The following is a 12736-nucleotide window of genomic DNA, read 5'->3' as shown; positions in this document are numbered from 1 at the left end:
CGTTCGGATGAGTCTGGGAGCAGCTCGGGCGGGCATGGCGGAGCCGTGCCCTCAGACCCATCCGAACGCCCCCGGGCGCCCTCCCTCTCAGCCCAAAGGCCCAGGCGGCGCGGTCGCTCGGCGGTTCCGACCCGTTCGGCTGACTGGGAAAACAGCCTTCGCCATCCCGGTGTTCGGACGGCTTTGCAATTCAACCGGCATCCAACAATGAGCCACTTGCCACCAGCGCATCAGTCATCGAGCGGACGTCTCATCAACAAGAGAGCCCCATCACTCGCCTTTTCTTTCACCATCTTTTCCTCCCCCTTCGTCAAATAACTCGTCATACTCTTCAGCCAACGCCCCTATCGAAGCATTAATCTGCTCCGGTGATGGCAAATTGAAAGCATCCCGACCTGCAACGACTTCATCAAACAGGGGTGTCAAAAAGTCCCGAATAAAGTTCTCCTGATTATCCGCGCAGCGCATTTCTTCGAACAACTCTTTAATGCGCCTTTCTTCAACGCCGTTAAGTTTTTCAACAACGCACGACACCTCATGGCTATCAAGCATATACTCGCAAGCAAGCACGGAAACCATAGCGTTGAAGAAGCGTGCTGCGGCATCGGCATCGTCTTCTATAAAAACATCGCCCACCGCACCAGCCACCGCAGACCCAACCACTCCGCCCACAAAGCCGCCGACAATGCCAACCGCCGTCCCAACCCCAGGCGCTACAACCGTTCCGGCGGCACAAGCCGCTTTGCTCGCAACGGCACCGGCCGCAACCATCCCCGCCGCTCCGCCCGCCACCGACCCCGCAACAGACCCCATGTTCTTCGCAAACTGCGAACCAGACATCTTGTTATTCACCAGTCTATACACTTCTGGCGCAGAAAAAACAGCCATCGTGACCGCAGCCGTAACAGCATTTCCCCGAAGCACTTTCGCAAGTTGCTTCGAGGCGGCTGCCCCGTAAATCGGAGCCTTTCCACTAAGAGCCCGAAGTCCGTTGACCACAACTTGCGTTGCCCTATAGCCCATTTTCTGCACCAATAGCTGGCTTGGCGCAATAAGTGCATCAGCAAGCCCCGTACGCGATATCTGCGAAGCAAGCATATGCTGGGCAAAAGCAGTTCCGAACACCTGCGTTCCGGCAACGACGCCTGCCTGAATCGATTCCTCCAGATTCTCCGTGCTCCTGTAGGCGTTGAACACAGTCGCCACAAACGTTATCCCGAAAGCAGAAGTACACACCACCGCGCCAGTCCCGGCATCGTAGAGCAAAGACTCGATTGTTCCCGGTTTCGTAATATTCACCGCTTGGCGGTAGGTAAGCCTCCCTCGCCTCACGTACTGCTCAGCCAACGCGGGGTCCGACACTCCCTCAACTTTACCAGCCTCTATTTTTCGCCGAAACCCCTCGAGTACTTTCTCATATTGGTCTTTCGGAACCTCGAGCTGCATATCTTTGTAAAGATAATTCCCCGTATGAGAATCAAACGCCGCATTGAGAGAGCCGCGCCATGTCTTGTAATACTTTGTCTGTATGGAAGCACCGCCCACTATCCTATCGGCTCCACCTTTGGCGTTGTCTCTTCCCTTCCACTGAACGCGATTGCCGTGAAGGCGGTCGAGCATATTGTTTGCGCTCTCCGCCATCTCGCCATGCCCTGCGGGGTTACGCCTGGATGCGTGGTCGTATGCGTATTTCGATTCCGAAGCAATCGGAGCCATCGCTCCCGTCCCAACAGCCGATTCGAAAGATTGCCGTTCTTCGCAAACGCCAGGGACGGTCTCGCAGGCAGCAAGCGTAGCCGTCTTGGCGCGGCTCTCCTCCTCGGCAAGGTCTCTGCACGCCTGCATGAATTTTTTCCTGCATCGCTCGTCAACGCCCAGAACAACGTTGCCCTCGTCATCCGTGGAACACCAAGCCGCCTCGAAATCCTCCCATTGATAGTACGTCAGCACGGGCTTGTTGCCGCCCTCCGCGCCTCCCCGCACAGCACCGAAAGCGCTCACGTCGGACCTCACAAACACACCGCAATCGGTAACGGCAACACCGCTTGGTCTTAAATCGAACTCCGCATCCGCCCACAGAACGGTCTGCTCCCTTGGAATGGGAAACACTTCCTTGATGTTATCCGCGCACGTTCTCGTCAATTCAACGGGGCTATCTCCGAGCTGTTCGAGCATCGCATTCGCGCTGTCGATCTCTATCTCGCCGATAGCGCGCATCCTGACTTCTTCGTATTCTCGTAATTCCTTCTCTTTGCGCTCCCCGATAACAGCCTGGGCATTTTGGACAACGCTTCCAGCAGCATCGCCTACAGCGCCTAAAGCTCCTGAAATCGCGCCTCCCGTCTGCGCAGCAACCCCTCCTACGCCCTCGATTACGTTGCCAGCCGCCTCGCCTGCGGCATCCACCGCTTGCCCGGCAAAAGTTCCAGCGGCTTTCGCCGCATCGCCAATGCTTTTTTTGGCGTCATCCGCAAGCTTGAGCAAATCAAATCCACCCGCCATAATCTGCCTCCCGAAAACCTCTAACTCTTCTCCACCAGTTTGCGCAACCCACGCCCTAACTGGCTTCGATTTCCGCAATTAACCCGTTCGACGGCCGCCCCATAAACGCCCCTCCAAACTGCCCCGATTCACGAAAGCGGGCATTTAATTGCCACATCGTGCTCATTATACTGAATGCAACGAACGCGCAGGTGAAAGGGGTTTCTATGAACGCTTTACGCGCATGGTGCTCGCAGCCGTGGCTCTACGTCGTGTACGGCATAGGCACGCTCAACCTCTGCATAGCCATATTTTTATGGAACGAGCTGTCAACAGCTCAGGTGATAGCCCTGCTGCTGTCAGCGTTCATAGCGGCGCACGTGCTCGATGAGAACAGCTGCCCCAGTGGGTTCTTCTACATGAACAACCTGGGCTTCGGCTCGAAGCGGCCGCTTGTGTGCCCGCAAAACTCCCTCACCAACATGATTACGAACCTGGGAGCAACGGTGTTTTTCAGAACGCTTGCCATATGCGCCCCCGCCATTTCCGTTCAGGTTGCCACTGTGCGATGTTCTTCGACGTTTTGAAAGCCGTCAATCACGTGCGCGCGGGCACCGCCATGCAAAGGCGCATAGGCGCAAGCAGAAAGCGCACCATCTACGCGCCAAGGGCAGCCACCTCGCTGCTGCTTCTGCCGCTTGCCGCTTGGGCGTGCTCTTTCATGGGGCACATCGGCTTTAGCTGGCAGGAAGTGATTGCGGGCATCGGCATCGGCATCGCCGTGGGGTTCGCGGCATGCTTCATTTTGGTTCCGTTCGCGTTCTCCATCAAGCTGAAAAGCGCCCGCTTCGCGTTCACTGAAAGCGACACCAGCTACTTCCGCCCGTACTTTTTCGAGTGAGGACACAGGTTTTGGTGGATGGTCTTCGCCTTTAGAAAGCAAAGAACCCGCCTGGTACATGACCAAGCAGGCGCTTCTTTGATTTTTTACGGTTCCCAAAACGGACAGCACCGCCATCCCTCGCTGAATCCCATGTGGCGCAGCTTCTCATCGGTGCGCCCGCAAAGCAAAGCCAAAAGCCTACTGCGCCATGAAGTGGTTGGCGCTACATAGTCGAGAAGATAGTTCAATATTGTCAGGATTGAAAACATCCTATAAGGCTGTATTTCGCAAGGTTCGTGCCATCGCACATCATGTTTCGGGATGACCGGCTTCACGCCAAGCTCCTTATTCCAGAGCCTGCCATGATGTGCGCATATGTTTCTCACTACGTTCAATGAAACGAGCCAAGATTCGAAAACACGAGTCGTAACGCCAAGTTCGACAGCAATCTCGCTTCTGACACCAACACTCGCTCCCCTGTATAGTGTGAGCATTTGGCCGAAGTCCATTGTGTTCACAAGTATCCAATAGGGCGGAATGTCGTGGACATCACCGTACTTGCCCCTGAAATGCACTTCGAAAGGTTCGCGCGAGCTCTTGTGCTTTGCGCGGCACTTCTCGATGAATCTTTTGTAATCGCGCTCATTCAGACGCGGTAGGCCTTCTGGCGTCTCGTAGCCAAACGCGCCGGTATCGCGTGCGAGCTTGTACGAAAGCCTCGCCCTCGTGTATATTTCCACACGCTCGATCGCGTCAAGAACGACTAGCCTGAACTGCCTGTCGAAAACGTAGTCTTCCCACACAGCATCTATCGTGGTTTCGTCTCGGAACCCCTCGCCATCCAGCTTTCTGTAGTTGTGCCAATAACCGCTAAGCCTGTAATAGCCAACTTGCTTCAGGCGCTCCAGAATGACATCCGGAGAACCGCCCATGCCCATATCCACAAGCTTGCCTGCTTGCTCTTCATAGCTAAGATAGGGTTTGGCGTACTCCAAGTGCCCCTCCGACATCCAGATACAAAAAGACCCGCCAGTGAGCATCGTTGAGAGGCCAGCGGGTTTGCTGGTATATATCTTAGCACAGAGAGCTTGCTGCCAGCTCACGAATTTATACGTTCGATCTATTTCCTACGTTACTAGTCACGGGCCGCGGGTCGCGTCGCGAGGGCGAGGGGGCGTTGCGAGGTGGGAGGGCCCGCGAGTGGGCGGAACGAGGCGAGAGCGACCGAGCGAGGGGCGAGGAACAGCGAGGCGCCGGTTCGGCCCGCTTGTCTTCGCGCTCGCCCGTCCTCGCGCTGAACGTGCTCGGCGTGCTGTGCAAGCGCATATGGCTCCTGTTCACAGCGTTCCAAACGCCCAACGTGCAGGGCGCGCCCGGCGTTTCCGTGGGCAACGCCAACCTGGCGGGAGCGACGGCGTTCGACCTTGTCGGTTCCCACGCGCCCACGGCGGCGGAGGTCGTGATCGCGGCCGGTGCGGCGGCGTGCGCGGCAGCCTACCTGCTAGCGGCGTGCCCGCCGGCCTACCTGCCGGCGGCGCCGCGCATGCTCCGGCCGGCGGAGTGACCGCGCGGAAGCGTTCGCGCGGCCTGCCGCGAACCGCGACAGATCCGGCGTGCTATACTTCCATGGAATCGCCGCCCTCGCGCGACGCGGGGACGGCGCGCGTTGGAGACGGAACGGAAAGCGGCCATGAGCGAGATCGAGCGCATACGTTTGACGCATCTCACCGAAAAGGGCGGTTGAGCGGCCAAATGGGGTCCGGGCGACCTCGCGGACATGCTCAAAGACATCGCGCCGCCGCCTGCGGCCGATCTTCTGCTGGGCTTCGACACCTCCGACGACGCGGCGGTCTACCGTTTGGACGACCGCACCGCCGCCGTGCTCACGCTCGACTTCTTCACGCCGGTGGTGGACGACCCCTACGAGTTCGGAGCCGTGGCCGCGGCCAACGCGCTCTCGGACGTGTTCGCCATGGGCGCGCGCCCGCTCGTCGCGCTCAACATCCTGGCATTTCCGAGCAGCCTCGGGAAAGACGTCGCGGCCGAGGTGCTGCGCGGCGGCGCGGACAAGGTGCGCGAGACCGGGGCGATCGTGGCGGGCGGCCACTCCATAGATGACGACGAGCCGAAATACGGCCTGGCGGTGTTTGGCACCGCGCACCCCGACCGCATCGTGCGCAACGCCGGCGCGCAGCCGGGCGACGCGCTGTTCTACACGAAGCGCCTCGGCACCGGCATCATGAACGCGGCTTTGCGCGCGGGACTTGCCGACGAGGCGGCCCTGCGGCCGACCATCGAGTCCATGATGGAGCTCAACCGCGCCGGCGCCGAGGCCATGCTCGAGGCAGGCGCGCACGCGGCCACCGACGTGACCGGGTTTGGACTGGCGGGGCACCTGCACGAGATGCTCGCCGCTTCCGGCGCGGCCGCCGTGCTGGACTGGGACGCCCTGCCCCTGTTCGACGAAGCGCTGGACCTCTCCCGCGATTTCTGCCGGCCGGGCAAGACGTTCGACCTCATAGAATGGGCGAGCGCGTTCGTGGGGCAAGAGGGGCTTGACGACGAGGAGCTTGACGCGCGCATGGGCGTGCTCTGCGACCCGCAAACCTCCGGCGGCCTGCTCGTGGCCGTGCCCTCGGATGCGGAGGGCGCGTTCGCAGAGGGGTTCCGGAAGAGGGCGGGGCGCGCGCCCTCCAAGGTTGGCCGCGTGGTCAAAGGCGCACCCGGGACCATCGAGGTGCGCTGAGTCGGCGATTCGCCTCCTCCGCCGCTTTTTGGCAACCGTCGTTTTCGCAGCGGCGCCTCGCGCGTCCGCCCCCGGCGCCAGCGTTCGGCGCGCCCCTTTAGTACAGAGCTGCTTCGTGCAGCGCCTCGAACGCAAGGCTGCGCTCGGCCAACGCCCGCTCCAAGGCGGCGCGTTCGCCGGCCTGCGCGCACCAGGCCAGCCCGCACCCGGCCGAAATGGCCGACGGCACGGGGATCATGCGCCCCGGGATGCCGCCCTCCCGCGCCGCCGCCTCAACCGCCATCGCGTCGCTTGCGGTGGCGAACGTGGCCACCACCTTGGGCGACCTGCGCCGCCGAGCGCTCATGAGCGCGCCCCCGCGGCGATGCGGGCCACGGCGCGCACGGCCGTGTCAACCTCGTCTTCGGTGGTGAAGCAGCTCATGCTCGCCCGCACCGCGCCCTGGCCGCGCGTGCCGAGCGCCTGGTGCATGAGCGGCGCGCAATGCGCCCCGGCCCGCATGCAGATGCCCCATCCCTCGCTGAGCGCGTCGGCCACGGCCGCCGAATCCTCATCGCCCACGTTGAAGGCCACGATGCCGCAGCGGCCCGCGTCGCCGCCACCCCCGTGCACGCGCACGCCGGGAACGTCGCGCACGCCGCGCTCGAAGCGCTCCGCAAGCGCGCGCACCCGCGCGCCGATCTCCTCCACCCCGCGCTTTTGCACGAACGCAACGCCTGCGGCGAGGCCTGCGATGCCGTGCGCGTTGAGCGTTCCCGCCTCCAGGCTCTCGGGCATGCGCGCAGGATGGCGCCGGTCGTAGCTGCGCACGCCCGATCCGCCTTCTTTGAACGGAGGCACCTCCACGTGCTCCGCCACCGCCAGTCCGCCTGTGCCCTGCGGTCCGTAGAGGCCCTTGTGGCCGGTGAACGCCACGAGGTCAACACCGTCGCGGCCCATGTCGATGGGCACGCACCCCGCCGTTTGGGCCGCATCCACCAAAAGCAGCGCCCCCTGTTCGCGCGCAAGGCGCGCGACGCGGGCGACGTCGTACACGTCGCCTGTGAGGTTCGAGGCGTGCGCGAGGACGACAAGACGCGCCCCGCGCGAAACCTCGCGCTCAAGCGCCGCGTAGTCGAGCGCTCCGCGCGCGTCGTGCGGCACCACGACCACCTCGCAGCCCTCTTCGTCGGCCTTGCGGCAAAGCGGGCGCAGCACCGAGTTGTGGGAGGCCGCCGTGGTGACCGCCCGATCCCCCGGACGCATCAATCCCGCGATGGCCATGTTGAGCGCCTCGGTGGCGTTCAGGCAAAACGCCACGCGCGACGGCCCGGGCGCGCCCAAAAGGCGCGCAAGCGCCTCGCGCGCGCGAAACACCGCCAGCCCCGCATCGAGGGCCGCCGCATGCGCGCCGCGGCCCACGCCGCCGAAACCCTCCAGAGCGCGCGCCACCGCAGCCGCCACCTCGGGGGGCTTGCGCGCCGTGGTGGCGGCGTTGTCCAGGTAGATCATCCCTACGGCCTCACAACCACGCGCGCCGCCATCTGGCGCTCCACGATAGCGTACATGTTCGTCGGCTCGCCCACGGCAAGCCGATCGGCAAGCCCGTAATGATTGAGGCACGTGCCGCAGCTGAGCACCTCGGTGCCCGCCTCCGCAAGCGCGCGCAGGTCATCGAGGGCCTCAGAGCCCTCGCAGGCCCATTTCACGCCGCCGTTGTACAGAAGCACCGCGCTCGGCAGCTCGTCAAGCTGCGTGAGCGCGAACAAGAACCCTTTCATGAGCGTGCGGCCCAGATCGTCGTCGCCGACCCCCATGCGCTCCGACGACACGACGACCACCTGCCCGCCGCGCGGCAGCTCGCACCCGCCAGCCGCCTCCGCGTCACCGTCGGATGCGGCTGGCGCAGCCTCGGCGGCGTTCGCGCCCTTCTCTATCCTCACCGCGAACTCCGCCTCGCCGCGCCGCTCCCACGTGGAGGCGCTTTTGAGCGTGCGTGCGAGCGCTCCAAGGTTGCGCACCGCCGTCTCGTTGTCCACGAGCACCTCAAGCACGCCCTCCTCCATTTCGGAAAGCGCCCTTTTCGCCCGCACCACCGGCAACGGGCAGGCCTGCCCGCGCGCGTCGATCGTCTCCATGTCCGTCCTCCCTTCTGACCGCAAGCCCTCCGCACCCGCTCGATGCGGCGCGTCGGATGGCGAAACCATGATAACCCCCGGCGCCGCATGCGGGGCGGGTGCGCCGCTCACAGGTCGACGAGCTCGGGGTGAGCGTACACCGTGAAGCGCCCGTCGCGCGCGAACGCGGCAAGCGCCACGCCCTCGCGCTCGGCGAAGTCTATCACGGCCGAGGTGGGCGCCGACACCGCCGCCACCACGCGCACGCCCGCGCGCGCCAGTTTGGCCACCAGCTCCAACGCGCAGCGGCTCGACAGGTACGCGAACCCGTCGCAGGGGTCAAGGCCGGAGCGCAGCATGGCGCCCACAAGCTTGTCAACCGCGTTGTGCCGTCCGACGTCCTCGCGCAAGATGACGGGCGCTCCCGCCCGATCAGCGAAAACGGCCGCATGGGTGGCCCCCGTCGCGCGGTGCATCCCCTGCGCCGACAGAAGCGAGCGGCTCATCCGCCACACCGCCTCGGGCGCAAGCGGCAGGGGCGGGCGGGCGCAACGTCGCGAGGACGCAACGTCCCCCGGAAGCAAGGGGCCAGCGACGGGAAGGGGATCGACGCGGGGCCGGGCGAGCCGCACGTCGATCATGATCGCGCCGCCCTCCTCGCGCACGGCGACGCCCGCTATGTCGTCGGGCCTTGACGCGAGACCGCCCGCAAACGCCACGCCGTACGCGTAGTCCTCCAAGTCGCAAGGCGAAAGCGCCGTCGATGCCCAAGGCGCGCCGTCGACGCGCACATCGGCGCGCACCTCCACCGCCACTTTCTCCGTGAGCCACAAGCGGCCCTCCTCGCCCACCATGAGCGCCCTCGCCTCCCGGACAAGGGCCGAGCACGGATCCGCGCTTCCCTCTCCGACGCCCCCGCGCGGCGGCGTCCAACGGCTCTCCACGGGCTAGCTTTCCGGCAGATCGCGCCGGTAGACGAACCAGTACGCCAAACCCACCAGGCCGCCCCCCGCGATGTTGCCCAGCGTGGACAGCGCAAGGTTGAAGGCGGCTCCGCCCAGAGCGACCGCGCCGGGTTCCCCCGCACCGAGGGCGTTCTCCAGAAGGCCTGCGGACAGAAAGAACATGTTCGCCACGCAGTGCTCGAAGCCCAAGGCAACGAAAGCCGAGATGGGAAGCAGTATGCCAACGATCTTGTCCGTCACGGTGCGCGCGGAGAACCCGATCCAGACCGCCAAGCACACGAACACGTTGCAGAGCACGGCCTTGAAGAACAAAGGAACCGCCCCGAGCGACGTCTTGCCGGCGGCCACGCTCACAAACGCCTCGCCCATCGCGCCTCCGCCCAGCCCCTGGACGTCGGCAAGAAGCACCAGCGCCATGGCAAAAAGCGCGCCCGCAAGGTTGCCGACCCACACGATGCCCCAGTTGCGCAGCATCGCGCGCCAGCCAATCCTGCCCGACGCCTTTGCGCACAGCATGAGCATGTTGCCGGTGAACAGCTCGGCGCCGCAGCACAGCACGAGCGCAAGGCCCAGGCAAAAGCACACCCCGCCCGCCACGCGCTGCACGCCGAACGACAAGGAGCCGTCGCTCATGACCAGGCAGAAAAACGTCGCACCGAACGCGATGAACGCCCCGGCCGCAACCGCCGACGCAAAGCACCTGCCAAACGGCATCGCCGCCTTCGCACAACCGACATCCTCCGCCTTCGCCTCCGTTTCAGCCGGAGGAAGCGCATCGGGTTTGAGCGCGCCCAACTCCTCGGGCGTCATAGCCATGATCAGTCCTTCCCTGCGTGATCGAACAGCGGCCCCGGCGCGACGACCGGGAATCATACATTGTCGCAGAAGCGGCCGGCACCGCCAACCCGGACTTCGCAGGCGGCAGCGAACGGACGCTGCGGCGGCACAGCCCGAAGCCGCCCGACTTTCCGCCGAGCCGAGACGAAGCCCCGTGATGGTAACCGAAGATTGCTCTATACTGAAAGGCCACGCCGCCTGTTGAGGCAACCGCGAGCCCGCGCACGAGAAAGGCCCCGCCCATGGCGAACACGCCCCCCGTCGATTTGCTGAGAGAGCTGCCCCAGGTCGAGGAGCTGCTGCGCTGCCCCCAGGTGAGCGCGCTCGAGCCGCTTCTGCCCCACGCCGTTTTGGCCGGATGCGCGCGTGCAGCCGTCGAAGAGACCCGACGGGCGCTTCTTGGAGGCGAAAGCCGCTCGGTCGACGTCGGCGCCATAGCCGATGGCGCCTGCGCTCGTGCGCTCGCGCACCTGCGCCCCTCGCTGCGGCGCGTCATCAACGCCACGGGCGTGGTCATGCACACCAACCTCGGCCGCAGCGCTCTTGCCGAAGAGGCCGTGCGCGCCGTCCAGGACGTGGCGCGGGGCTACTCCACCCTCGAGTACGACACCGAGGCCATGGCGCGGGGCAGCCGCCACAACCATGTGGAGCGCCTCGTGTGCTCGCTCACCGGCGCGGAGGCGGCCATCGCGGTCAACAACAACGCGGCGGCGGTCATGATGGTGATCTCCGAGTTCGCGAAAGGGCGCGCGGCGGTGGTGTCGCGCGGCGAGCTGGTGGAGATAGGCGGGTCGTTCCGCATCCCCGACATCATGGCGCTCTCCGGCGCGAACATGCGCGAGGTGGGCACCACGAACAAGACGCACCTGGCCGACTACGAGCGCGCCCTGGACGCCGACGCGGCCATGCTGCTCAAGGTCCACCCCTCCAACTACCGCATGCTGGGCTTCACCGAGAGCGTGGGCGTGTCCGCGCTGCGAAAGCTGGCCGACAAGGAGAACGCGCGGAGGGCGTCTACAACCGGCGAGGCGGACGAGGTGCTCGTCTACGAGGACCAGGGCTCGGGCGCGCTCGTTCGCCTGGCGTGCTTCGGCGACTACGCCGAGCCGACGGCGGACGAGTCGCTGCGCGCGGGCTGCGACCTCGTGTCGTTTTCCGGGGACAAGCTTTTGGGCGGGCCGCAGGCCGGCATCGTCGCCGGCCGACGCGACCTCGTGGCGCGCCTCAAGAAAAATCCGCTTGCCCGGGCGCTGCGCCTGGACAAGATGACGCTCGCCGCGCTCGAAGCCACGCTGCGGCTCTACCTGAACCCCGACGAGGCGCTGCGCAAGATCCCCACGCTGCGCATGCTCTCCGAGCCCGCCGATGCGGTGCGCTCGCGCGCCGAGCTTCTGGCCGAGGAGGTTCGCAGGCGGCTGCCCGAGGGCTGCGCCGAGGTCGCCGTCGTGCCCGAGACGGCGCGCGCGGGAGGGGGCGCCCTTCCCCTGTGCGACATCGACACGCACGCCGCGCAGATCTCGTTCTTGCGCGGAAGCGCCCAGGATTGCGAGCGGTTCCTGGTGACGTGCCGCGAGGTTCCCGTGGTCGGGCGCATCAAAAAGGAGCGCCTGCTCCTTGACGCGCGCACCCTCGCCGAAGCCGAGGCGGTTGAGGCCGCCGAGGCGGTGGGCGCCTACTTCGCCGCGCGAGAGGACGCGGGCAGGAGCGCCTCATGAGCGCGCAGCGCGCGGCCGATCTGGTGCTCGGCACCGCCGGACATATCGACCACGGGAAGTCCACCCTGGTCAAAGCACTCACGGGCACCGATCCGGACCGCCTGGCCGAGGAAAAGCGACGCGGCATCACCATCGAGCTGGGCTTCGCGCGCTTGGAGCTTTCCGACGGCACCTCCCTCGGCGTGGTGGACGTGCCGGGCCACGAGCGCTTCGTCCGCCGGATGATCGCGGGAGCCAGCGGCATCGACCTGGCGCTTTTGTGCGTGGCCGCCGACGACGGCGTCATGCCGCAAACCGACGAGCACCTCTCCGTGCTCGAACTTCTGGGCGTACCGGACCTCGTCGTGGCGCTCACGAAGATCGACCTGGCAGACGGGGAATGGACGTCGTTCATAGCCGGAGAGGTCCGCGCCCGCCTGGCGGGCACCCCGTACGCCGACGCGCCCATCATCTGCGTGTCGGCCCGCACCGGCGAGGGCCTGGAGGATTTGCGGACAGCCCTTGGGCAAGCGGCCGCGAGGGCGAAGCGCGCCAAAGCCGACGGCCCGTTGCGCCTGCCCATCGACCGATCCTTCACCGTGAAGGGTGCCGGCACCGTGGTCACCGGCACCCTGTGGAGCGGCGAGGCCGCCGCGGGCGACGAGGTGGAGGTCCTCCCCAGCGGCCTGCGAGCCCGCGTGCGGGGCGTCCAGGTGCACGGGCAGGATGTGGAGCGCGCCCTGGCGGGGCACCGCGTGGCGCTCAACCTGGCCGCCGTCTCCACCGCCGACGTGCGCCCGGGCGACTTCCTCGCGCTTCCAGGAACCTCGCGCGTTACGAACACCTTCGATGCGGACCTGACCTACCTGGGCCTTCCCGGACACGAGGCGAAGCCCCTCGAAAGCGGGTCCCGCGTGCATGTGGCTCACGGAACCCGCGAGGTCCCGGGCAGCATCCTGCTCATGGACGGGCGTCGTGTGCTCGCGCCCGGTGAGCGAGCGTTCGACCAGCTGCGCTTGGAATAGCCGCTCCCC

At 65.5% G+C, this 12736-nt stretch carries 13 protein-coding genes; 6 read left to right on the top strand and 7 right to left on the bottom strand.

Translation table 11 applies throughout. The annotated features are described in order from the left end of the window. Positions 1 to 270: 270 nt before the first annotated feature. Positions 271 to 2580: a hypothetical protein gene (locus ACWKY3_RS01840; protein ID WP_449314726.1), complete on the bottom strand. Its 2310-nt coding sequence runs from the start codon at positions 2578 to 2580 to the stop codon at positions 271 to 273. Positions 2581 to 2708: 128 nt separating this feature from the next. Here ACWKY3_RS01840 and ACWKY3_RS01835 point away from each other — a divergent pair, with 128 nt between their 5' ends. Together ACWKY3_RS01835 and ACWKY3_RS01830 are read left to right on the top strand one after the other, a co-directional pair. Then, on the top strand, positions 2709 to 3068 hold the full coding sequence (locus ACWKY3_RS01835) for a hypothetical protein (RefSeq protein WP_449314725.1): 360 nt from the start codon (positions 2709 to 2711) through the stop codon (positions 3066 to 3068). Then, on the top strand, positions 3050 to 3382 hold the full coding sequence (locus ACWKY3_RS01830) for a hypothetical protein (protein WP_449314724.1): 333 nt from the start codon (positions 3050 to 3052) through the stop codon (positions 3380 to 3382). Before ACWKY3_RS01835 ends, ACWKY3_RS01830 begins: the two co-directional genes overlap by 19 nt. Positions 3383 to 3468: 86 nt before the next feature. Here ACWKY3_RS01830 and ACWKY3_RS01825 read toward each other — a convergent pair whose 3' ends face one another. Further along, positions 3469 to 4359 (bottom strand): Abi family protein, encoded by an 891-nt coding sequence (locus tag ACWKY3_RS01825; protein WP_449314723.1) that lies wholly within the window; start codon positions 4357 to 4359, stop codon positions 3469 to 3471. Positions 4360 to 4673: 314 nt separating this feature from the next. Here ACWKY3_RS01825 and ACWKY3_RS01820 point away from each other — a divergent pair, with 314 nt between their 5' ends. After that, a complete protein-coding gene (locus ACWKY3_RS01820) occupies positions 4674 to 4928 on the top strand; it encodes a hypothetical protein (RefSeq protein ID WP_449314722.1) in 255 nt (84 codons plus the stop codon). 126 nt (positions 4929 to 5054) lie between these two features. Then, positions 5055 to 6110 carry a selenide, water dikinase SelD gene (gene selD / locus ACWKY3_RS01815; RefSeq protein WP_449314721.1) on the top strand — a complete coding sequence of 352 codons (1056 nt, stop codon included), beginning with the start codon at positions 5055 to 5057 and terminating at the stop codon, positions 6108 to 6110. 97 nt (positions 6111 to 6207) lie between these two features. Here the strand turns inward: selD and ACWKY3_RS01810 are convergent, their stop codons facing one another. From ACWKY3_RS01810 to ACWKY3_RS01790, 5 genes are all read right to left on the bottom strand, one after another. Further along, complete coding sequence (locus ACWKY3_RS01810) at positions 6208 to 6456, bottom strand: DUF3343 domain-containing protein (RefSeq protein WP_449314720.1); 249 nt, start codon at positions 6454 to 6456, stop codon at positions 6208 to 6210. After that, complete coding sequence (locus tag ACWKY3_RS01805; protein WP_449314719.1) at positions 6453 to 7601, bottom strand: aminotransferase class V-fold PLP-dependent enzyme; 1149 nt, start codon at positions 7599 to 7601, stop codon at positions 6453 to 6455. The genes ACWKY3_RS01810 and ACWKY3_RS01805 overlap by 4 nt, the downstream gene beginning before the upstream one ends. Positions 7602 to 7603: 2 nt before the next feature. After that, the gene (gene yedF, locus ACWKY3_RS01800) at positions 7604 to 8227 is read right to left on the bottom strand and encodes a sulfurtransferase-like selenium metabolism protein YedF (protein ID WP_449314718.1); all 624 of its coding nucleotides are present in this window, start codon (positions 8225 to 8227) and stop codon (positions 7604 to 7606) included. A gap of 107 nt (positions 8228 to 8334) precedes the next feature. After that, positions 8335 to 9150 (bottom strand): formate dehydrogenase accessory sulfurtransferase FdhD, encoded by an 816-nt coding sequence (gene fdhD, locus ACWKY3_RS01795; protein ID WP_449314717.1) that lies wholly within the window; start codon positions 9148 to 9150, stop codon positions 8335 to 8337. 3 nt (positions 9151 to 9153) lie between these two features. Continuing rightward, a complete protein-coding gene (locus ACWKY3_RS01790; protein WP_449314716.1) occupies positions 9154 to 9987 on the bottom strand; it encodes a formate/nitrite transporter family protein in 834 nt (277 codons plus the stop codon). A 263-nt stretch (positions 9988 to 10250) separates the two neighbouring features. On the opposite strand from ACWKY3_RS01790, the gene selA reads away from it, so the two are divergent. Further along, complete coding sequence (selA, locus tag ACWKY3_RS01785) at positions 10251 to 11723, top strand: L-seryl-tRNA(Sec) selenium transferase (RefSeq protein ID WP_449314715.1); 1473 nt, start codon at positions 10251 to 10253, stop codon at positions 11721 to 11723. Next, on the top strand, positions 11720 to 12727 hold the full coding sequence (gene selB, locus ACWKY3_RS01780; protein WP_449314714.1) for a selenocysteine-specific translation elongation factor: 1008 nt from the start codon (positions 11720 to 11722) through the stop codon (positions 12725 to 12727). The genes selA and selB overlap by 4 nt, the downstream gene beginning before the upstream one ends. The last annotated feature ends 9 nt before the right edge of the window (positions 12728 to 12736 follow it).

This window comes from Rubneribacter sp. (assembly GCF_965361815.1).
Note: the sequence above shows the minus strand (reverse complement) of the source record. Positions and strands in the feature narration are given on the sequence as shown.